At 73.8% G+C, this 19,288-nt stretch carries 19 protein-coding genes; 3 read left to right on the forward strand and 16 right to left on the reverse strand.

Going from position 1 to position 19,288, the window contains the following annotated elements; translation table 11 throughout:
- Nucleotides 1–86: 86 nt before the first annotated feature.
- From ACFQSB_RS19715 to ACFQSB_RS19755, 9 genes are all read right to left on the reverse strand, one after another.
- A complete protein-coding gene (locus ACFQSB_RS19715; protein WP_380828212.1) occupies nucleotides 87–683 on the reverse strand; it encodes an RNA methyltransferase in 597 nt (198 codons plus the stop codon).
- A 7-nt stretch (nucleotides 684–690) separates the two neighbouring features.
- Entirely contained in the window at nucleotides 691–1,329 is a 639-nt protein-coding gene (locus ACFQSB_RS19720; protein WP_380828213.1) for a class I SAM-dependent methyltransferase, read from the reverse strand.
- A gap of 85 nt (nucleotides 1,330–1,414) precedes the next feature.
- On the reverse strand, nucleotides 1,415–2,596 hold the full coding sequence (locus tag ACFQSB_RS19725) for an alpha/beta hydrolase family protein (protein WP_380828214.1): 1,182 nt from the start codon (nucleotides 2,594–2,596) through the stop codon (nucleotides 1,415–1,417).
- Nucleotides 2,593–3,663 carry an ABC-2 transporter permease gene (locus tag ACFQSB_RS19730; protein WP_380828216.1) on the reverse strand — a complete coding sequence of 357 codons (1,071 nt, stop codon included), beginning with the start codon at nucleotides 3,661–3,663 and terminating at the stop codon, nucleotides 2,593–2,595. The genes ACFQSB_RS19725 and ACFQSB_RS19730 overlap by 4 nt, the downstream gene beginning before the upstream one ends.
- Entirely contained in the window at nucleotides 3,660–4,547 is an 888-nt protein-coding gene (locus ACFQSB_RS19735) for an ABC transporter ATP-binding protein (RefSeq protein WP_380828218.1), read from the reverse strand. Before ACFQSB_RS19735 ends, ACFQSB_RS19730 begins: the two co-directional genes overlap by 4 nt.
- Nucleotides 4,544–4,936: a GntR family transcriptional regulator gene (locus tag ACFQSB_RS19740; RefSeq protein ID WP_380828219.1), complete on the reverse strand. Its 393-nt coding sequence runs from the start codon at nucleotides 4,934–4,936 to the stop codon at nucleotides 4,544–4,546. Before ACFQSB_RS19740 ends, ACFQSB_RS19735 begins: the two co-directional genes overlap by 4 nt.
- A gap of 125 nt (nucleotides 4,937–5,061) precedes the next feature.
- Nucleotides 5,062–6,009 (reverse strand): VWA domain-containing protein, encoded by a 948-nt coding sequence (locus ACFQSB_RS19745; RefSeq protein WP_380828221.1) that lies wholly within the window; start codon nucleotides 6,007–6,009, stop codon nucleotides 5,062–5,064.
- The gene (locus ACFQSB_RS19750; RefSeq protein WP_380828223.1) at nucleotides 6,006–6,986 is read right to left on the reverse strand and encodes a DUF58 domain-containing protein; all 981 of its coding nucleotides are present in this window, start codon (nucleotides 6,984–6,986) and stop codon (nucleotides 6,006–6,008) included. Before ACFQSB_RS19750 ends, ACFQSB_RS19745 begins: the two co-directional genes overlap by 4 nt.
- Nucleotides 6,983–8,011 carry an AAA family ATPase gene (locus ACFQSB_RS19755; protein WP_354853318.1) on the reverse strand — a complete coding sequence of 343 codons (1,029 nt, stop codon included), beginning with the start codon at nucleotides 8,009–8,011 and terminating at the stop codon, nucleotides 6,983–6,985. Before ACFQSB_RS19755 ends, ACFQSB_RS19750 begins: the two co-directional genes overlap by 4 nt.
- Before the next feature lie 82 nt (nucleotides 8,012–8,093).
- On the opposite strand from ACFQSB_RS19755, the gene ACFQSB_RS19760 reads away from it, so the two are divergent.
- A complete protein-coding gene (locus ACFQSB_RS19760; protein ID WP_380828225.1) occupies nucleotides 8,094–8,837 on the forward strand; it encodes a hypothetical protein in 744 nt (247 codons plus the stop codon).
- Between the two features lie 6 nt (nucleotides 8,838–8,843).
- On the opposite strand, the gene ACFQSB_RS19765 is transcribed toward ACFQSB_RS19760, so the two are convergent.
- Both ACFQSB_RS19765 and ACFQSB_RS19770 read right to left on the reverse strand, forming a co-directional pair.
- Complete coding sequence (locus ACFQSB_RS19765; RefSeq protein ID WP_380828226.1) at nucleotides 8,844–10,040, reverse strand: MFS transporter; 1,197 nt, start codon at nucleotides 10,038–10,040, stop codon at nucleotides 8,844–8,846.
- Nucleotides 10,037–10,789: a DeoR/GlpR family DNA-binding transcription regulator gene (locus tag ACFQSB_RS19770; protein ID WP_380828227.1), complete on the reverse strand. Its 753-nt coding sequence runs from the start codon at nucleotides 10,787–10,789 to the stop codon at nucleotides 10,037–10,039. The genes ACFQSB_RS19765 and ACFQSB_RS19770 overlap by 4 nt, the downstream gene beginning before the upstream one ends.
- Before the next feature lie 54 nt (nucleotides 10,790–10,843).
- On the opposite strand from ACFQSB_RS19770, the gene ACFQSB_RS19775 reads away from it, so the two are divergent.
- Nucleotides 10,844–11,866 carry a helix-turn-helix transcriptional regulator gene (locus ACFQSB_RS19775; protein ID WP_380828228.1) on the forward strand — a complete coding sequence of 341 codons (1,023 nt, stop codon included), beginning with the start codon at nucleotides 10,844–10,846 and terminating at the stop codon, nucleotides 11,864–11,866.
- Here ACFQSB_RS19775 and ACFQSB_RS19780 read toward each other — a convergent pair.
- The 5 genes from ACFQSB_RS19780 to ACFQSB_RS19800 form a co-directional block, all read right to left on the reverse strand.
- Nucleotides 11,844–12,338: a universal stress protein gene (locus ACFQSB_RS19780; protein ID WP_380828230.1), complete on the reverse strand. Its 495-nt coding sequence runs from the start codon at nucleotides 12,336–12,338 to the stop codon at nucleotides 11,844–11,846. The genes ACFQSB_RS19775 and ACFQSB_RS19780 overlap by 23 nt on opposite strands.
- Nucleotides 12,339–12,536: 198 nt before the next feature.
- The gene (gene soxR / locus ACFQSB_RS19785) at nucleotides 12,537–13,022 is read right to left on the reverse strand and encodes a redox-sensitive transcriptional activator SoxR (RefSeq protein WP_380828231.1); all 486 of its coding nucleotides are present in this window, start codon (nucleotides 13,020–13,022) and stop codon (nucleotides 12,537–12,539) included.
- 51 nt (nucleotides 13,023–13,073) lie between these two features.
- A complete protein-coding gene (locus ACFQSB_RS19790; RefSeq protein ID WP_380828232.1) occupies nucleotides 13,074–14,414 on the reverse strand; it encodes a M1 family metallopeptidase in 1,341 nt (446 codons plus the stop codon).
- A gap of 205 nt (nucleotides 14,415–14,619) precedes the next feature.
- On the reverse strand, nucleotides 14,620–15,000 hold the full coding sequence (locus ACFQSB_RS19795; protein WP_354853336.1) for an STAS domain-containing protein: 381 nt from the start codon (nucleotides 14,998–15,000) through the stop codon (nucleotides 14,620–14,622).
- Between the two features lie 184 nt (nucleotides 15,001–15,184).
- Nucleotides 15,185–15,592 (reverse strand): ATP-binding protein, encoded by a 408-nt coding sequence (locus ACFQSB_RS19800; protein ID WP_380828233.1) that lies wholly within the window; start codon nucleotides 15,590–15,592, stop codon nucleotides 15,185–15,187.
- Nucleotides 15,593–15,913: 321 nt separating this feature from the next.
- Here ACFQSB_RS19800 and ACFQSB_RS19805 point away from each other — a divergent pair, with 321 nt between their 5' ends.
- Nucleotides 15,914–19,255 carry a BTAD domain-containing putative transcriptional regulator gene (locus ACFQSB_RS19805; protein ID WP_380828234.1) on the forward strand — a complete coding sequence of 1,114 codons (3,342 nt, stop codon included), beginning with the start codon at nucleotides 15,914–15,916 and terminating at the stop codon, nucleotides 19,253–19,255.
- The last annotated feature ends 33 nt before the right edge of the window (nucleotides 19,256–19,288 follow it).

Below are 19,288 nucleotides of genomic sequence, written 5' to 3' on the forward strand. Positions count from 1 at the left end.
ATCCCCTGTGTAAGGCTGTCACGTCAGCCTACCTGGATGAACATTCGGGTCACGAAGCCACTTCTCCCGGCGCGGGGAGAAGTGGATCACCCGAAATCGGAATCGGAATCGGTGTCGCCGTCGGGCGCGGCGCCGGAGGCGTCGGCCGCCGCCCACTCCTGGCGGCGGGCCTCGGCCAGCACGATCGCGGCGGCGACGCCCACGTTGAACGAGCCGACCCGGCCGACCTGCGGGATGTAGATCACCTCGTCGGCGGCCTCCAGCACGGCGGGGGAGCAGCCGTGGTCCTCGCTGCCCAGCACCAGGCACACGTCGCGGCCGAGTCTCGCCCGGTGCAGCGGCACCGCGTCGCCGGTCAGCTCGACGGCGATCACCGTGTAGCCGTGGTCCTTGGCCTCGCGCACCGCCTCCAGCGCGGGGACGGGGTCGTGCCAGGTCACCAGCCGGTCGGTGCCGAGGGCGGTCTTCTGCACCTTGGGGTTGGTGGGCGGGATGGCGTTGCCGGCCAGCCACAGCTGGTCGGCGCCGAACGCGGCGGCGGTGCGGAAGATCGAGCCGACGTTGAACGGGCCCGTCACCGACTCCAGGATCAGCGACAGCCGGTTCTCGGTGCCCCGGCGCCAGGAGCGGTTGAGCCGCTTGACGTCGGTCGGGCGCAGCTGCCTGCGGGTGCCTGTGCTCATCGGGCGTTCATCGCTCCTCGTCGTCGCCTGGGGATGTGCGGCCGCCCCGGGCGACCCGCAGCACGCGGTAGGCCGACCGGGAGGCCGCGCGCGTCGCCTCCCAGCCCTGTTCGCCGAGCCACCGCTGCAGGGAGTCCGAGCCGAGGTGCTTCTGCACCACCAGGTAGGCCGTGCCGTCGGGGGTGAGCCGGTCGAGCCAGCGGGTGAGCATGGCGTGCAGCGCGGGCTTGCCGATGCGGATGGCCGGGTTGGACCAGATCGCCGAGAACCGCACGTGCCGCGGCACCTCGTCCACATGGGCCGCTCTTACTTTGTAAAGGCCCGCGCTGTGGGCGTTCCGCTCGCACAGCTCCAGCGCGCGCCGGTTGACGTCCACCGCCCACACCGTCGCCTCGGGCGCCCGGGAGGCCATGGTGAGGGCCACCGGCCCGTAGCCGCAGCCGAGGTCGAGCAGGTCGCCCTCCCGCGGCGGCGCGGGCACGCTCTCCAGCAGCACCCGGGTGCCCGGGTCGAGCCGGCCGGGCGAGAAGACGCCGCTGTCGGTGGCCAGGCGCAGGTGCAGGTCGGGCAGCACGACGTCGACCGTGCCCGGCCGGGCGGCCGCGCCGGGCCGCTCGTCGAAGTAATGTGCCCCCTTGGACGTCACGTGCAGAGACGTTACCAACCACACGGCGGTGCCCGTGATACGGCGGCGCTCCGCCGTCCCCGCCCGGAGCGCCGACGGCGATCGGCTACTCGCAGATCTTCTTGTCCGGGGCGCACAACTCGACCTCCGGATAGCGGGAGGAGGGTTCGTCCAGCAGCGGTTGGCGCCTGGCCTTCAGATGCAGGTCGAAGAAGGCCCGGACGTACGCGCGGGTGATCTCTATCGAGCGGGCCGCGGAAAGATCGCCCCGAAGGCCGACGCCCAGAGCGTCCGCCAGGAGCGGCACATCGGTGAACGACTGGTGCTCCGCGCCGGGCAGCACGAGCCAGCGCTTCCATCCCGTCAGGAGTCTCCAGTCGCGGTCCCATGAGCCGTCGCGGCCTCCGGGCCGGTGGCCGGCCGAGCCCATGAACAGGAACGGCCGCGACAGCCCGCGCTTGGGGATCGGGGCGTAGGTGGTGCCGTCCATGTCGATCCCGGCGCGTATCCGGGGGTCTTTCAGCATGGCGGCCACGGCGCCGGCCCCACCGATCGACTGGCCGGCCATCGCGATCTTGGACGGGTCGATCAGGGAGGAGCCGGCCCACTGCGCGCGCGACCCGGTCAACTGGTCGAGCACGAAGGACACATCGGCCGCCCGGACCCCGGCCGCCTTCGCGCCGAAGCCCGGATCGGAGTCGCGGTCGCAGGCGGCGCATTCGGCGATCCGCCCGTCCGGGAAGGTCGTCGCGTAGTTCTCGTAGGTGTGGTCGATGCCGGCCACCACGTACCCTCCGCCGGCCAGTTCCTCGGCGAGGGCTGTGAGCGTGCTACGGGGCATGGTGAATCCCGGGGAGAGCACCACCAGGGGCAGGCGGCCTTCGCGCGCCGCCGGTCCGGCGTCCGTGAAGGCGTTGGTCCGCGTCCTGCTCAGCAGGTCGTAGGGCGCACCGGTCACCCTCTTGCCCTTCAGGGTGAGCTCCGACTCCTCTGGACTCATGTACCGGGCCCGCCGCCCCTCCCGCGCCCGCGCCGGGTACCACAGGGTGACCATGAGCTCCCTGGCCTTCACTCCCGGCATCCACGGGTCCGGGCGGGAGGTGTCCTTGAGGTACAGGGCGGTGGTGCCGACCGGATGGGTGCCGGTGGGCGCGGGCAAGGTCGCGGGACCGGCGGGTTTCGCCGAGGGACGGGGGAGCGCGGCGGCGACGGATCTGGGAGGGGTGGGCGCGGAGCAGGCGGCCGCCAGGAGGAGCGCGAGCCCGGCCGCCATGGTGCGGGAGGTCATGACATCCGCCTTCGGATCCACCAGAAGCAGAAGCCCGTGACACCGAGGGTGAGCAGGGCGTAGACGCCGGTCTCGATCCACTGGAAGAGCCAGAAGCGGTCGAAGGGCTGGTAGGTGGCCTCTTGCCGGTAGCCCAGCCGGTTGATCTCGGCGAGGCACGGGTCCATGGCATGTCCTGCCCGCGCCGCCTGCTCTGTTCGCTCAGATGGCCCGCAGGGGCCTGATGTCAGGGACACCGGAACGGCGGCGCCGCCGGCGTCGGCGGCGGCGGGGCGCCCGGACGGATCGAGCAGGCGGCTGGACAGGACCCAGGCGCCCGGGTGGCCGGGTATCGCCGGATCCAGGGACACGCGCGCGGATTCGCCGCCGGGCGGCGAGCTGATCGCATCCACGTTCGAGGTATCGAGTTCGAAGCTCGAACGGACCGGAGGCAGGAGGTGGGGCCGCACCATCAGCGGCATGGCGATCTGGAGCGCGGTGAAGACGATCAGGGTGACGGCCATGGCGGACAGGGTGCGGCGGACGAGCATCCCCACCGTCACGCCGAGCACGAGGGCGAAGGCCGCATACCCCATGGGCACGATGCCCCGCGCGCCGAACACCAGGGGGTCCATCAGCGCGAAGCCGGCGGCGGCCGACTTGTCCAGAGGAGCGGACCACCAGGTCACGGCGAGACCGCACAGACCGGCGGCGGTCATGGCGGCCAGGCCGGTGAGCGCCAGCTTCACGGCCAGCCAGCGGGCGCGGGTGACGCTCTGGCTCCACACCATCAGGTGCGTGCCGCCCTCCAGCTCACGGGTGATCAGCGGCGCCCCCCAGAACAGCCCGAGCAGGCCCGGCAGGACCAGCACCGTGACGGTGACGGCCAGAAAGGGGATCTCGTATTCGTCGAAGAACCGGTCGAAGAAGCTCGCGCAGTCGCCGCTCAGGGTGCAGGCGGTGACCCCGGTGGAGTAGTCGGAGGCCAGTTCCGGACCGCTCAGAGCCAGGAAGGCGGTGAACGCGACGAGCACCGCGGACATCGTCACGGCCGCGCCGCGGAACTGGCGCCAGGTCAGCCAGGTCATCGCCGTGCCTCCAGGGCGGCCCGCCGTACGGCGGCGGGCTTGTCCATGTAAGCGAGGACGAGGTCTTCCAGGCTGAGCCGGCTGACCGTCCAGGCGGGATCGTGGATCGGGGCATCGGTGCGGACGACGATGGTGCTCTGCCGGTCGGTGTGGCGCATGGAGATGACATGCTGGTCCGCGGGCAGGCGATCGGGGTCGCGGCGGGGACCGGTGAGCCGGTGATGGGCGTCCAGGAGCCCGTCGACCTCTCCCGCCACCTTGACGTGCGAGTCGACGAGCACGATCAGGTAGTCGCACACCCGTTCCAGGTCGGAGACCAGGTGGGAGGAGAGCACCACGCTGCACTCCTGCTCGGCCACCGCCTCCATCAGGCCCTGCAGGAACTCGCGGCGGGCGAGCGGGTCGAGCGAGGCGACCGGCTCGTCCAGGATCAGCAGCTTGGGCCTTTTGGCCAGTCCCAGAGTGAGGGCGAGCTGGGCGCGCTGTCCGCCCGACAGCCTCCCCGCCCGGGCCGACAGATCGAGCCCGAGCCGTCCGACGCGTTCCCCGGCGAGAGCGGCGTCCCAGCCGGGGTTGAGCCGGGCTCCCAGTCGCAGATGGTCGGCGACGCTGAGTCCCGGGTAGACAGGGGTGTCCTGGGCGACGAACCCGATCTCGGCCAGTCGCGCCCGGTCACCCTCCGGAGGGCCGCCGAGCACGGTGATGCCGCCCGACGTCGGGGTCAGATGGCCGCCGGCCAGCTTCAGCAGCGTGGTCTTGCCGGCCCCGTTGGGGCCCACCAGCCCGACGACGTGTCCGGCCGGGATGTCGATGGTGCACTCTCGCAGCGCCCATCGCCTGCCGTACTTCTTGCCCAGGTCCTGGGCCTGCAGGACGGCGGTCATGCTATGTCCTGCCGAGCGGCGGTCCGGAAGGTGGTCATGAACAGGGCCTCGATGCTCTCGTCGTCGAGGCCGGCCAGGCGGGCCTTGGCCAGCCAGCGCCGCAGATCCTGACGCAGCGGGCCGTGCGCGGCCAGGGAGGCGTCGGTCAGCGTCTTGGTCACGAACGTCCCGACCCCGGGGCGGGCGGCCGCCAGGCCCTCGTGCTCCAGTTCCCGGTAGGCCTTGAGCACCGTGTTGGGGTTGATCGCCAGCCGTGCCACCACGTCCTTGACGGTCGGGAGCCGGTCGCCTTCCCGGAGCAGGCCCAGCCGCAGCGCCTGCCGTACCTGCTGGACCAGTTGCATGTACGGCGAGACGCCGGACCGGCCGTCCAGGTAGAACTCGATCACCAAAACTCCATTCATCTAGGTTCCTAGTACTATAGGAGCCTAGCTGTCAGAAGGCCATGAGAGATCGCGAAATCACCTGGTCCCCGCTACGCGGGCCGCCCACGCCCGTCGCGGCGCCGGCGTCGTCAGGGGAGGCGGGCGCCGAGGAGCATGGCGGCTCCGGCCACCAGCAGGCCGGCCAGGACGCCGGCCACGGTGAACCACTGGCCGACCTCCTGGTGCACGATGCGGTAGCCCAGCGAGCTGCCGATCTGGCTGTAGACCTCGCGCAGCTCGTCGCCCGACTCGGCGGTGTAGGCCCGCCCGCTGGTGCCGTCCGCCAGCGACTGCAGGGTGGTCTTGTTGACCGGCACCTGCACGTCGCGCCCGTCGATGCTCACCGTGCCGTCCGGCGTGCCGTAGGCGATGGTGGAGACCGGCACGTGCAGGCCCGACGCCGCCTGGATGGCCTCGTTGACCGAGCGGCCGGAGGTGTTGTCGCCGTCGGACAGCAGCACGATCGCCGAGGGCGGCGGGTCGGTCACCGCGCGCTGGTCGAACGAGCGCACCGAGTCCAGCGAGTTGAACACCGCCTCGCCGATCGCGGTGCCCGGACGGGTGGACAGGTTGCCGATGGCGGTGATCACCGCCAGGTGGTCGGTGGTCGGCGAGATGACCACCGCGGCCGAGCGGGCGAAGGAGACCAGGCCCACGTTGAACCGCTCGGGAAGGTCCTTGACGAACTGCTGGGCCGCCTGCTGGGCCGCGACCAGCCGGGTGGGAGAGACGTCGGCGGCCTCCATCGACAGCGAGATGTCCACCGCGATGATGATCGTCGCCCGGTCCCTGGGCACCCGCGTCGCGTCGGCCGGCCGGGCCGCGGCGGTGATCAGCAGGGCCATCATCAGCAGGAACAGCGCGGCGGGCACGTGGCGCCGCCACCCGGGCCGCTCGGGCGCGACCAGGCTGAGCAGCGCCAGGTTGGTGAAGCGCATCGCGTACCGGCGGCGGGCGAACTGGGTGTAGACGTAGGCCGCCACGATCAGCGCGAGCGCCGCGAACAGCCACAGCCATCCCGGAGACAGAAAGGTCACGCGCCCGCCCTCCTGGTGGGGTGCCGACCGGCCAGGTGGGCCGTGCGACGGTGCCTGAGGGTGTACTGGACGATGTCGTACACCCAGTCGCGGTCGGTGCGCAGCACCAGGTGGCCCACCCCGCACCGGCGCAGCGCCACCCGGTTGGCCTCCCGCTGCGCCGCCGCGGCCTCGGCGTAGGCGCGGCGGATCTTCGGGGTGAGGTGGATCTCCCGGGTGCGCCCGGTCTCGGGGTCGGTCAGGGCGACCAGGCCCACGTCGGGCAGCTCCAGCTCGCGCGGGTCGACCACCTCCACGGCCAGCACCTGGTGGCGGGCGGCCAGGCGGCGCATCGGCCGCTCCCAGTCGCGCTCGGTCGCCAGGTCGCCGTCCCTGCCGAGGTCCAGGAAGTCGGAGACGACCACCCGCAGGCCCCGCTTGCGCCGCGCCTTGCCCATCAGGTCGATGGCCTCGGCCAGGCGGGTGGGGCCGGAGACCGCGGCGCCGCGCGGGGCGTCGAGCAGCGTCTGCAGCAGCGCGTACATGGCCGGGCGGCCGGTGCGGGCCGGCAGGCGGTGCACCTCGTCACCGTGGATCACATAGGCGCCGAACCGGTCGCCGATGCGGCTGGTCAGAAAGCCGATGGCGCCCACCGTGGCGACGACCAGGTCGCGCTTCTCCATCGCGGCGGTGCCGAAGTCCATGCTCGGGGACAGGTCGGCCAGCACCCACGTCTCCAGCTCGCGGTCGGCGACCAGGTCGCGGACGTGCGGGACGGTCGTGCGGGCGGTGACCGACCAGTCCATGCGGCGCACGTCGTCCTCGCCGGGCACGTACACCCGGCTGTCGCCGGGCTCGCTGCCCGGGCCCGGCAGCAGCCCCTGGTGCTGCCCGTGCAGCAGGCCGTCCAGGCGGCGGACCACGGTCAGCTCCAGGCGCCGCAGGGCGTGCTCGGGGCCGGCCGCCCGCCCGGTGGCGGGGGCGTGCGCGCCGCTCATCGCTGCGCCTGATTCCACACGACGAGCGGAGGAGGCACGGCGGCCAGGATCTGGCGCACCACGTCCTCCGGCTCGACGCCGTCGGCCAGCGCGTCGAAGGTCAGCATCAGGCGGTGGCCCATGACGTCCACGGCGACGTCGCGCACGTCGTCGGGCAGCAGGTAGTCGCGTCCGCGCAGCAGCGCCAGCCCGCGCCCGGCCGCCACCAGGCCGAGCGTGGCCCGCGGGCTCACCCCGATCTCGACGGCCTCCTCCAGCTCGCGCAGCCCGTACTCGGCGGGGGAGCGGGTGGCCATGACCAGGCGGACGACGTAGTCGGCGACGAGCTGGTGCACCGACACCTGGTCGGCGAGCTTCTGCAGCGCCATCAGCCGCGCCGGGTCCAGCACCTGGGAGGGCAGCGGCGGGGAGACGCTCATGCGGTGCAAAATCTCCAGCTCCTCGCCGGCGGTCGGGTGGGCGACGCTCACCTTGAACAGGAACCGGTCGCGCTGCACCTCCGGCAGCGGGTAGACCCCCTCGGACTCGATGGGGTTCTGGGTGGCCAGCACGATGAACGGCCGCGGCAGCGGATGGGTGCGCCCCGCGAGGGTGACCTGCCGCTCGGCCATGACCTCAAGCAGCGCCGACTGCACCTTGGCCGGGGCCCGGTTGACCTCGTCGGCGAGCAGGAAGTTGACGAACACCGGGCCGAGCTCGATGTCGAAGCTCTCACTGGAGGGGTGGTACACCCGGGTGCCGACGATGTCGCTGGGCACCAGGTCGGGAGTGAACTGGATGCGGGCGAAGGTGCCGCCCACCACGGTCGCCAGGGTGGAGGCGGCCAGCGTCTTGGCCACGCCGGGCACGCCCTCCAGCAGGCAGTGACCGCGTGCCAGCAACGCCACCAGCAGCCGTTCGATCATGTGGTCCTGGCCGACGATCACCCGGCGGACCTCGGCGAGGGACTGCTGTAGGAGACGGAGGTCCGCGTCGGCGCCGTCGTCCGGCCCGGACCCGTCACTGCGCTCTTCGGCAACGGTCATGCGGCCATTCCATCAAACACGGCGCAAAGGTGCACGGCACCGTCGCGGTGAGCCGGGTGTCGTGGTGTGCTTTCATGGCTGCGTGGCCACTCCGCTCCAGTACGGTGACCCGCCCAGGCTGGGTCCCTACGTCGTGCAGGCGCGGCTGCAGTCGCTCGCCACCGGGTTCGTGTACCTGGCGCAGGACGCCGAGGGGCGCGCGGTCTCCATCGCGCTGCTGACTCGCGGCGCCGCGCTGGACGCGGCGGCCCGCGAGCGGTTCCTGGCGGCGGCCCGCCAGGCGGCGCCCGCGCGCGGTGGCGTGCGCGGGTGGATGGCGCGTGCCCGTGGCCGCGGGCCGGCCGGCGCGCCGCAGATCATCGCCATGGACGACGGCGCGGCGCCCTGGGTGGCGGTGCCGTACGCGTCCGGCGGGGTCGGCGCGGCGTGGTTCCTGCGGTCGGTGCTGGTCAGCGGCACGCTGATCGGGGAGACCCACGGGCCCGACTTCGTCCCCTACTGGCTCGGCGACCGCGCCCCGGCGGTCCCGGAGCCGCCGCCGCCCGCGCCGCCCCTGACCGAGACCCGCCGCGCGGTGCTGGCCGCACTGTCGGCCCTGGTGGTGCTGGTGGTGCTGACCGGGGCGATCGCGTGGCTGCTGCTGGGCCGCGACGACGACACCGCGCCGCCGTCCCGGCCGCTGCCGCCGACGATGTTCGTGCCGACGCCGCCGCCGCTGCCCTCGCCCGACGACACCCTCAAGCCGTCGCCCGTTCCCTCTCCGGGGGACAGCGGCACCGTCTCACCCGGCCCGAGCCTGCCCGGCGACGAGGGCGACCCCATCTGAGGGTCGTCAGGGACGAGGAGGACGGACGGCGGGGGCGGCCAGGGCGACGAAGAGGGCGAGCAGGGCGGGGATGGCCAGGGCGCGCGGCAGGTCCAGCAGTTCGGCGACGGCGCCGATCAGTACCGGCCCGGTCAGGAAGCCCAGGTATCCAAGGCTCGCCACCCGGGCGAGCGCCTGCCCGGCGCGGGCCGGGTCGCGGTTGCCGGCCGCGGAGAACACCTGCGGGACGATGCACGACAGACCGGCGCCGAAGCAGCCGAACCCGATCACCCCGGCCAGCGGGTCGCCGATCAGCAGCGCCGAGGCCAGGCCGACGCCGGCCAGCGTCCCGCAGCAGCGGACGAGCGCCACCGGGCCGAAGCGGGCCGCGAGGCGGTCGCCGGTCAGGCGGCCGGCGGTCATCGCGATCGAGAAGGCGGCGTAGGCGGCGGCGGCGAAGCCGGGTGAGCTGCCGAGGTGCTCGCGCAGGTAGACCGAGCCCCAGTCGGCCGAGGCGCCTTCGCCGACCATGCAGCAGAACCCGAGCAGGCCGAGCAGCAGCACCCCGCCGAGCCCTCCCCCGAGCCCGCGCCGACGTCCGGGGAGCGGCTCGGGGACGGCGTCGGCCGTCCGGTCCCGTCCGCCGCGCGTTCCGCCGGCCAGGCGGCGCGCGGTCAGGGCGGCGAGCGCGGCGAGCAGGACGCCGACGGCGGCGAAGGCGGGCAGGGGGCCCACGCCCGCGTGCGCCGACAGCCCGCCGAGCGCGGCGCCGAGGAAGCCCCCGATGCTGAACACGGCGTGGAAGGACGACATCAGCGGCCCTCCCCACGCCCGCTCGACCTCGACGGCGCGCGCGTTCATCGCCACGTCGAGCATGCCGTGGACGGCGCCGAACACGGCCAGCGAGGCGGCGAGCGAGACCAGGGAGGGCATGAGGGCGGGCAGAGGGAGGACGGCGGCCTGGGCGAAGGCCAGCGGCACGGTGACCCGGGCGCTGCCCAGCCGGTCGACCAGCCGCCCGACGAGCTGCATCCCGGCGAGCGCGCCCGCCGCGATGGCGAGCAGGGCGACGCTGAGCTGCCCGTCGCCGAGCGCCAGCGCCTCCTTGAGCGCGGGGATGCGGGAGGTCCACACGCCGATGGCCATCCCGGGGATCAGGAACGCGAGGCACACCGCGAGGCGGGCGCCGCGCAGGGCGGCGTCGCGGTGGAGCGTGAGCGTCATGCGGCGACGCGCACGGTGACGCCGGCGGCGGCGAACGCCTCCCGCTGGTCGCGGGGGATGCCCTCGTCGGTGACCAGCACGTCGACCGCGGCGGGCGGGCAGACGGCGGCGAAGGCCGTCTGGCGGAACTTCGCCGAGTCGGCGGCGACGACCACCCGGCGGGCGGAGGCGATGGCGGCCTGTTTGACCGCGACGTCGTCCAGCGCGTGCGCGGTGACCCCGTGCTCGGCCGACAGTCCGCAGCAGCCGATGACGGCGGTGTCGAAGCGCAGGGAGGCGATGGTGTTCACGGTCAGGGGGCCGCCGATGTTGAGCTCGCCGTGCCGCACCTCGCCGCCGGGCAGGACCAGCCGTATGCGGGGGGCGTCGCTGAGAGCCTGGATGCCCTGCACCGACAGCGGGAGGACGGTGAGCCGGCGGTCGCGGATCTCCCGGGCGACCGCCAGTGCGGTGGTGCCGCCGTCCAGCACGACCGCCTCTCCGTCGGCGAGCAGGCCGGCGACCTCGGCGGCGATGCGGAGCTTGGCCTCCGGCGCCTCGTGCTCGCGCACGCCGAACGGCGGCTCCTCGCCGCGCAGCAGCAGGCTCTGGGCCCCGCCGCGCACCCGGCGGACCACGCCCTGCTGGGCGAGCTCGTCCAGGTCGCGCCGGATGGTCATCTCCGAGACTCCGTGCCGGGCCGCGAGTTCGGCGACCGACACGCTGTCCGCGGTCATCAGGGCGTCCATGATCGCCCGCAATCGATCCATGTGTTCATATGAACATCTTTGGTGTTTGTTTGGCAAATCGTGGAGACTGGGGGCGTGCGCGCGAGCCGGTTGATCTCCCTGTTGCTGGTCCTGCAGGCGCGCGGCCGGATGACGGCCGCCGAGCTGTCGGAGGAGCTCGAGGTGTCCGTGCGCACCGTCTACCGCGACGTGGAGGCGCTGTCGTCCGCGGGCGTCCCCGTCTACGCCGATCGGGGCCCGGCGGGCGGCTACCGGTTGCTGGACGGCTACCGCACCCGGCTCAACGGCCTGACCGCCGAGGAGGCGTCCTCGCTGTTCCTGGCCGGGCTGCCCGGCCCGGCCGCCGAGCTCGGCCTGGCCGAGGTGGCCGCCGCCGCCGAGCTCAAGCTGCTGGCCGCCCTGCCGCCCGAGCCGCGTTCCCAGGCCTCACGCATGCGCGAGCGGTTCCTGCTGGACGTCCCCGGCTGGTACCGCGACGCCGACGACGCCCCCCACCTGGGGCAGGTCGCCGACGCGGTGTGGGAGGGGCGCAGGCTGCGCATGGTCTACCGCCGCTGGGGGCCCGCCGAGGTGGTGCGGGAGGTCCGCCCGTACGGTCTGGTCCTCAAGGGCGGATCCTGGTACATGGTCGCGGCGCCGGAGGAGTCGGCCGCGCGCACCTACCGCGTCTCGCGCATCGTGTCGCTGGAGGTGCTGCCCGAGCGCTTCGCCCGCCCGGAGGGCTTCGACCTCGGGGAGTTCTGGCAGACCTACACGGCCGAGTTCCGCGAGCGCATGTACACCGCCGAGGCCACCGTGCGGCTGGCGCCGGGGATGGAGGGTCTGCTGAGCCACACCCTCGGCGCGCGCCCGGTCGACGCCGCGCTGGCCGAGGCCGGGCCGCCGGGCGAGGACGGCTGGACGGTGCTGCGGCTGCCGGTCGAGTCGGTGAGGCACGCCTGCTGGCAGCTGCTGCGCCTGGGCGCGAACCTGGAGGTCCTCGGGCCGCCGGAGCTGCGCGAGATGATGGCCGGCACCGTGACGCGCCTGGCCGCCATGTACGGCGACACGGCGGGCCGCGACGACCCCGGCGGGGTCATCCGGTCGGCGCCACGCTGAGGGTGACCTCGTAGGAGGGGAAGGCCGGCCGAGGGACGGACTTGGGGGAGACGACCACCACCGGGCAGGGGGCGCTCATGATCAGCGCCGCGAGCACGGGCGTCGCGGCGACCGGCGTGCCGGGCTCGGGATTGCGGATGCCCAGCACCAGCATCTCGGCGCCCTCACAGTGTGTGAGCAGCACCTGCGCGGGCGGCCCGTGCGCCACGATGGGCGTGAGGGAGGGCGCGACCTGGGCGACGACACGGCGGGTCTGCTCCCTGGCGGCGGCGTACTCCTCGTCGTGGGAGCGCCAGGTGCCCATGGGCGCGTACGACGCGCGGTGCTGCCCCGACCACTGCCAGGCGTGCACCGGCTGGATCACCGCGTCCCGGAGCCGGGCCTCGCCGAGCGCCCAGCGCAGGGCGGCCGTCGCCGCGGGGGAGTGGCTCACGCCCACGACGATGCGTGGTCGACTCGTGTTGTGCGTCACGGGGACCTCCTCCCCATCGATCATCGCGTGAGACAGGTGACGAGCCGCCAAAGCTCGGGAAAAATGCTCACTAAATGTCACAATACACACACAATTCATCACTCTGGGTGTGGCATTGCTCACCCCCTCCACGGCGACCGCCGATCGGGAGCGCCGACGCGCAGGTGATCGCGAACCGGTCGTCGTGGCCGATGTGATCTACTTTGTAAAGGCGTCGGCTCTGGACACTTCAGGCTTCATCAGGCGATGCGCGCCAGGACCCCGCTCGCCGAGGGCGTCCTGCGGATTGGCCAGGGCGCAGATGTCGATGGACAGGCAGCCGCAGCCGATGCAATCGGCGAGGCGGTCGCGCAGTCGCTCCAGTTGCTCGATGCGCGCGTTGAGGTCCTCGCGCCAGCACTGGGACACCCGGGCCCAGTCGGCGCGGGTGGGCGTGCGCCCCTCGGGCAGCAGCGCGAGCACGTCCCTGATCGTGGCCAGCGGGATGCCGACGCGCTGAGACGCCCGGATGAAGGCCACCCGGCGCAGGGTGTCGCGGGTGTAGCGCCGCTGGTTGCCGGCCGTCCGCCCGCTGTGGATCAGGCCCTGCCGCTCGTAGAACCGCAGGGCCGAGGCGGGCACGCCGCTGCGCTCGGACAGTTCGCCGACCGTCAGTTGCGCGGCCCGCCAGGAGACTCGTGTCATGCCGCCAAGGCTAGCCGGACCTGAACAATAGTTCAGGTCCGGCCGGGGCGGTCAGCCGTCGATGCGGTGCGTGGTCCAGAACGAGGACAGGTTCACCGAGGTCGCGGCCTGGGCGGCGGCCTTGAAGTCGGCGGTGGTGGAGACGCCGAGCCAGTGGGAGGCGGCGTAGTTCTTCAGCAGGTTCTGCATCGCGGTCGTGCCGATGGCGCGGCGCAGGTCGTGCAGCGCGCACTTGCCGTAGGTGTAGACGACCGTGCCGTACCGGCCGGAATGGGCGTCCCAGTAGGCCATCGGGTTGCTGATCTTCTCGGCGGAGGACTGCCAGGAGACGCTGTTCCAGCAGTTGGTGCCCGAGATGCCGTTGTACAGGTCGGTCGCGTAGTCGGCGAAGGACTCGTCCAGCCACGGGCTGTTGTACTCGTCGTCGCCGACGATGCCGTACCACCACTGGTGGGCCAGCTCATGCGCCAGCGCCGTGGAACTGATCACGTCCAGGACGAAGCCGGGATACTCCATGCCGCCGAACCAGAAGTTGTTGTCCAGCACCGCGTCGACCTCGCCGTAGGGGAAGGCGCCGAAACGCCCCGCGTGCGCCACCAGCGCGTTCTTGGCGGTCGTCATCATGGACGCGGCGCTGCTGGAGCTGATCGAGCTCACCCGGTAGACGTTCACCGTGACGCCGGTGGTGGTCGTGCTCGTCGTCTTGACGAACGGCCCCGCCGCCCAGGCGAACTCGCGCACCTTGCTCGCCGTGGCCGTGGTCACCGTCCGGCCGGAGGCGCCGGGCGTGTCCACCGAAGTGCCGGTGGCGGGCACCAGCAGCGACGTCGGATGGTCGAGGGTGACGGTGTAGTCGCTGATCAGCTGGTAGAACGCCTCGCCGTTGTTGGTGTAGGGGTCCAGGTGCCAGCCGTTGCCGTCCCGGACGGCCAGCACCGGCAGGGCGTTGCCGATGAAGTTGTAGGACCCGTCACGGCCGAACCGGTCGGCGCCGCTCGGCACCACGATGCTCAGGTCGAATCCGATCGAGGTGCTCTGGCCCTGGTTCAGCGGTGACGGCAGCGTGATCTTCAGAGCGGTGCAGTTCACCGACAGCGGCGCGGGCGTGCCCCCCGTCACGTTGGTCACCGTGATCGGGGTGGAGGGGCAGCTGCCGTGGTAGTTGTCCCACAGTCGCAGGTAGACCTCGGTGAGCGGGTCGGCGGACGGGTTGCCGAAGCTGACGCTCTGATGGCCGGTCCAGGTGCTGCCCGAGGCGTTACTGGCCAGCGTGACCGTGTAGACGGCGGTGGCGGGCGTGCGGGTCGCGTCCGCCGCCAGCGCGGCCGGCGGGACGCCGCCGAGCAGCAGCAGTGCCGCCGCAGCGGCGGAGAAGAGCATTCGTCGGAGCATGAGGACGGTTCTCCCTTCCGAACACCGGAAACCCCCGCCCCGCCGACGTAACGTAACTTCTCTCCCGGGACCGGTCAACGATCCCCTTACTCCCGGCATGGAGGATGTGCAGGCCGGCGCCGCTCGGCGGCGGCGCCGGTGCGGGCGCGCGGTCATGGCCCCGGTCAAGATGCCCGGCCGGAAGAGGGCGGTGCGGGTGCCCCGGTCAGGACGCGGACAGGGCGGCGCGGGCCTCGTCGGCGGTGGGGTAGGTCGAGAAGGCGTCGGCCACCCCGGTCAGGCGGAAGGTGCGCTGGACGCGCGCGTTCAGGCCGGCGAGCGCGACGCTCCCCTCGCGGGCGGCCAGCGCGCGGCGGGCGCCCAGGAACACGCTGATGCCGGTGGAGTCGCAGAAGGCCAGGCCGGTGACGTCGATGATCAGGTGCCGGCACTGGTCGGCGTAGGCCTTGTCGAGCGCCTTCTGCAGGTGCGGGACGCTGCCGTGGTCCAGTTCCCCCGTCAGGACCAGCGTGCGCACCGGGGAGGAGTGGCCGTCGGCGGAGCCGCCTTCGACCTGCACGGTGAAGTTCATGGGCGACCTATTCACGGAGCGAGCATTGGATCGGCGGGGACGGCGGACAGGGCCGCGGGCGGGTGACCGGGTGCGCGCACCGGGACCGGCCCGCATGGCGACTAGCTGATGCTCCACATCGGTGACGATATGCGAAGCGGCCACGCCTGCCCACAGATAGAGCCATGCTTGATCGGTAAGTGAGGGGACCCGGTCGGGGTCAGGCCTTCGGCAGGCCGTTGATCTCCTGGCGCAGCAGCACCGCCGACCCCTGGGCGTCCCTGGTGATGCGCACCTCGTCGCACAGCTGTTGCATGAGCCAAAGGCCCCGGCCGCGCAGCGTGGTCACCCCGGGGTCGCCGGCGGTGGCGTGCGCGGGCACGAGCTGCCCGAGACGGTCGTGCACCTCGACGGTGACGGAGCGCTCGTCGTGCCAGGCCTGGACATGCCCCTCGCCGTGGGCGTGGTCGAGCACGTTGGCGGCGGCCTCGTTCACCGCCAGCACCAGGTCTTGCAGGCGCACGCCGGAAAGACCCGCCAGAGCGGCGTACCCGCGCACCTGCCCCCGCAAGGCGCTGAGATCATCGGTGATCGGCCACTGCGCGGACGCATGCCCCCTGCGATCCACCGGCACCCTCCTGCCACGCCGCCAGTCGTCCACCTGTCAGAACTCCGCCACGGGCTTGACCATAACGCCTGGACGTCCTGGGTCACGCACCGGCCACTCTCCCACCCCCGGCGGCGCGGCGTCCGCACAACCGTACGGTAAGGACGAATCGGCGCGCCGCATCCCGGGGCCGGAGAATTCACCTGTTACCCCGTGAGCCCGGCGATAACAGAGATACGGCACTCCATGCGTTCCGGTCGAGGTAAGTGCAGGGACGAACCACGCGGCCGGCGCGGGTCCACGAGAATGAAGCGGTCGTGATCGAGGGAAGGGCGGGATGCCGTGCGCGTCGGGATCCTCGGGCCGCTCCGGGTCCAGGACGCGGGCGGGAACCCGGTCGAGGTCGCGGGCGCGCGGCTGCGGGCACTGCTCGTACGGCTCGCCCTCGACCCCGGGCGGGTCGTCACCGTCGAGCGTCTGGTCGACGACCTGTGGCCGGGCGAGCCGCCCGCCAACCCGGCGGCGGCGCTGCAGTCCCTTGTGGCGCGCCTTCGCCGTGAGCTCGGCGGACGGGAGGCGGTCGCCTCCCACCCGTCGGGGTATCGGCTGGGCGCGGAGGGGCCGGCCGTGGACGCGTGGGTCTTCGACGCGCGGGCCGCCCGGGGCGCGGCCCTGCTGCGCGCCGGCGACCCGTCCGGCGCGGGCGGGCCGCTGCGCGAGGCGCTGGAGCTGTGGCGCGGGCCCGCGCTGGTGGACGCCTCCCGGTTCCCCTTCGCCGCCGCGCCCGCCGCGCGGCTGGAGGAGCTGCGGCTGGCCACGCTCGAGGCCCGCATCGACGCCGACCTGGCGTGCGCGGTTCCCGGGCTGGTCGCCGAGCTGGAGGAGCTGGCGGCCGCGCATCCCACCAGGGAGCCGTTCCAGGCCCGGCTCATGCGGGCGCTGTGCGCCGACGGCCGGCGGGCGGACGCGCTGGAGGTGTACGAGCGCGTGCGCGCGGCGCTGGCGGACGGGCTCGGCGTGGACCCGGGCGCCGAACTCCGCGCCGCCCACCTGCACGCCCTCCGCGCCGACGCCTCCCCGGCCGTCCAGGGCACGGCGGCCGGGGGCAACCTGCCCGCGCCGCTGACCCGCCTGGTGGGAAGGCACGACGACCTGGCCAGGGTCGGCCGCCTGCTGGGGGAGTCGCGCCTGGTCACCGTGACCGGGCCGGGAGGTGCGGGCAAGACCCGGCTGGCCCTGGAGGCGGCGCGACGCGAACGGGCGCCGGACGGGGTATGGCTGGTCGAACTGGCCCACGTGACCCGTCCGTCCGGCGTCCTGGGCCACCTGACCCCTCCGTCCGGCGTCGCGGCGGCCGTCCACGCGGCCCTGGCCGGCACCGGCCTGCTCGCCGGCCTCGGCGGCGCCCCGGGAGCCGGGCCGGCCGAGCGGCTGTGCGCGTCGCTGGCCGGGCGTCGTGCCCTGCTGATGCTGGACAACTGCGAGCACGTGGTGGAGGAGGCCGCCGAGCTGGTCCAGCGCGTGCTCGCCGCCGCGCCGGGCGTGCGGGTGCTGGCCACCGGCAGGGAACCGCTCGGCGTCACCGGTGAGGCCCTGCATCCCCTGCCGCCGCTCGCGGTGCCCGGCGAGGACGTCACGCCGCTGTCGGCGCCGTCGTTCGCCGCGGTCGCGCTGTTCGCCGAGCGCGCCGCGGCCGTCCGCCCGGGTTTCGCCGTCGACGAGGGCAACCTCGCCGACGTCGTACGGCTGTGCCGGGAGCTGGACGGCATGCCGCTGGCGATCGAGCTGGCCGCCGCCCGGCTGCGCTCCCTGACCCTCACCCAGCTCGCCGGCATGATCGGCGACCGCCTGGAGGTGCTGGGACGCGGCAGCCGCGCGGTGGAGCGGCGGCACCGCACGTTGCGGGCGACGATCGACTGGAGCTGGGAGCTGCTCACCGAGCCCGAGCGGGCGGCGTTGCGCCGCCTGTCGGTGTTCGCGGGCGGCGGGGCGTCGGCCGAGGCCGCGGCGCGCGTGTGCGGAGCCGGCCTGGACGTGCTGACGTCGCTGGTCGACCGGTCTCTGCTGGTCCAGGCCGCCGATGACCCCCGGCCGGGCCCGCCCCTCGCCGGGGACGGCGGCGAGGGGCGCTACCGCCTGCTGGAGACGGTGCGCCACTACGCGTCCGAGAAACTCGCCCAGACCCCGGAGACACCGGAGACCCCGGACGGCATCGAGAGCACCCGGTGCACGGACGGCACCGGGGTGGGGGCGGAGGAACGGCGGGTGCGGGCGGCGCACGCCGCGTACTTCCTCGAGCTGGCCGAGCGCTGCGAGCCGTCGCTGCGCGGCCCGGAGCAGGCCGCCGCGCTGCGCCTGCTGGACGGCCATCAGGGCGACCTTGACGCGGCCCTCGGCCACGCGATCGAGTGCGGGTGGGCCGAGACGGCGGTCCGGCTGTACACGGCGCGGCTGTGGTCGTGGGTGATGCGGGGCAGGCGGCGGGAGGCGGCCGACTGGGCGGCGGCGGTGGCCCGCGCCACCGGCGACGCGCCACCGCCCGGGCTGGCCGCCGAGCACGCGATGTGCCTGCTCCTGGCCGGGTCCGGGGACACCGGCGGCGAAGGCGACGGCGCGGGCGTCGCCGGGATGCGGCCCGGCGAGCTGCTGGACCGCATGTACCGGTCGGACCGGCCGGCGGTGCTCGGCTCGTGGGCGATCGTGGGCGCGTACGCGGGCGGCGTCGCCGACATCCGGCGCCGCGCCGCCGCCGCGGTCGAGCACTTCGGCCGCCACCCGGACGCGTGGGCGCGGGCCACGACGCTGCTCATCGAGGGCATTGTGGAGTTCGAGTTCGTGCCCGGCGGCGCGCCACGCGCCGAGGTGCTGGTGCGCTCGGCCTCGCGGGCCTTCCACGGGCTCGGCGAGCGCTGGGGGATGGCGCTGGCGCTGTTCTGGCTGTCGCTGGTTGCGGAGAACCGGGGCGAGCCGGCGGAGGCGCTGGCCCTGCTGGAGGAGTCGGCGGCGCGGGCGGCGGAGATCGGCGGCGTCGACGCGCTGCCCGGCCCGGCGATGCTGCCGGTGCGGCTGGGCCAGTTACGGGCCCGCACCGGCGACCTCGCGGGCGCGGAGGCGGTGCTTCAGCAGGCGCGGGTGGCGGCCGAGCGGGCGGGGGACGCGCTGGCGCAGGCCCGCACCTGGCACGCCCTGGGCGAGAGGGCGCGCCGCGCGGGAGACCACGCGGGGGCGCGCACGCGCCTGCGCCGGGCGATGGACCTGCTGCCGGCCGAGCGGTCCGCCGGCGGCACGGGGTCGCGGCCGCCGATGATCCCGGCGCAGCTGGTGGCGTTCGTGTGGCTGGAGGCGTCCCGGGTGGAGACCCTGGCGGGCGACCTCGCCGCCGGCGGGCGGCGTCTGCGGGAGGCTCTGGAGGCGGTGGCGGCGACCCCGGACGACACCGCGCGCGCCACCGTCCTGGAGGGGGCGGCCGAGTGGCTCGTGGAGGCGGGCGAGCCCGGACGGGCCGCCGCCGCGCTGGCGGCGGCGTCCCGGCTGCGGGGCGTGCCCGACAGCGCCGACCGCGAGGTGGCCGCGCTGGTCGCCCGATGCCGGGGGGCGCTGGGGGAGGCCGCTTTCGCCGCGGCATGGCGCGCGGGCGCCTCCTCACCCGCCCCGGACGCCGCGGCCCTGCTGTCCGGACTCTGAGGGCCCGCCGTGGCGAGCCGCGGAGTACCGCTC

This window comes from Sphaerisporangium rhizosphaerae, from assembly GCF_042665155.1.
Classification (GTDB): domain Bacteria; phylum Actinomycetota; class Actinomycetes; order Streptosporangiales; family Streptosporangiaceae; genus Sphaerisporangium; species Sphaerisporangium rhizosphaerae.

Bases quoted from the DNA above. Each gene is read 5' to 3' on its own strand.
- ACFQSB_RS19715 (WP_380828212.1), bottom strand. From the start codon at position 683: ATGAGCACAGGCACCCGCAGGCAGCTGCGCCCGACCGACGTCAAGCGG.
- ACFQSB_RS19725 (WP_380828214.1), bottom strand. From the start codon at position 2,596: ATGACCTCCCGCACCATGGCGGCCGGGCTCGCGCTCCTCCTGGCGGCC.
- ACFQSB_RS19730 (WP_380828216.1), bottom strand. From the start codon at position 3,663: ATGACCTGGCTGACCTGGCGCCAGTTCCGCGGCGCGGCCGTGACGATG.
- ACFQSB_RS19735 (WP_380828218.1), bottom strand. From the start codon at position 4,547: ATGACCGCCGTCCTGCAGGCCCAGGACCTGGGCAAGAAGTACGGCAGG.
- ACFQSB_RS19750 (WP_380828223.1), bottom strand. From the start codon at position 6,986: ATGAGCGGCGCGCACGCCCCCGCCACCGGGCGGGCGGCCGGCCCCGAG.
- ACFQSB_RS19755 (WP_354853318.1), bottom strand. From the start codon at position 8,011: ATGACCGTTGCCGAAGAGCGCAGTGACGGGTCCGGGCCGGACGACGGC.
- ACFQSB_RS19765 (WP_380828226.1), bottom strand. From the start codon at position 10,040: ATGACGCTCACGCTCCACCGCGACGCCGCCCTGCGCGGCGCCCGCCTC.
- ACFQSB_RS19770 (WP_380828227.1), bottom strand. From the start codon at position 10,789: ATGGATCGATTGCGGGCGATCATGGACGCCCTGATGACCGCGGACAGC.
- soxR (WP_380828231.1), bottom strand. From the start codon at position 13,022: ATGACACGAGTCTCCTGGCGGGCCGCGCAACTGACGGTCGGCGAACTG.
- ACFQSB_RS19790 (WP_380828232.1), bottom strand. From the start codon at position 14,414: ATGCTCCGACGAATGCTCTTCTCCGCCGCTGCGGCGGCACTGCTGCTG.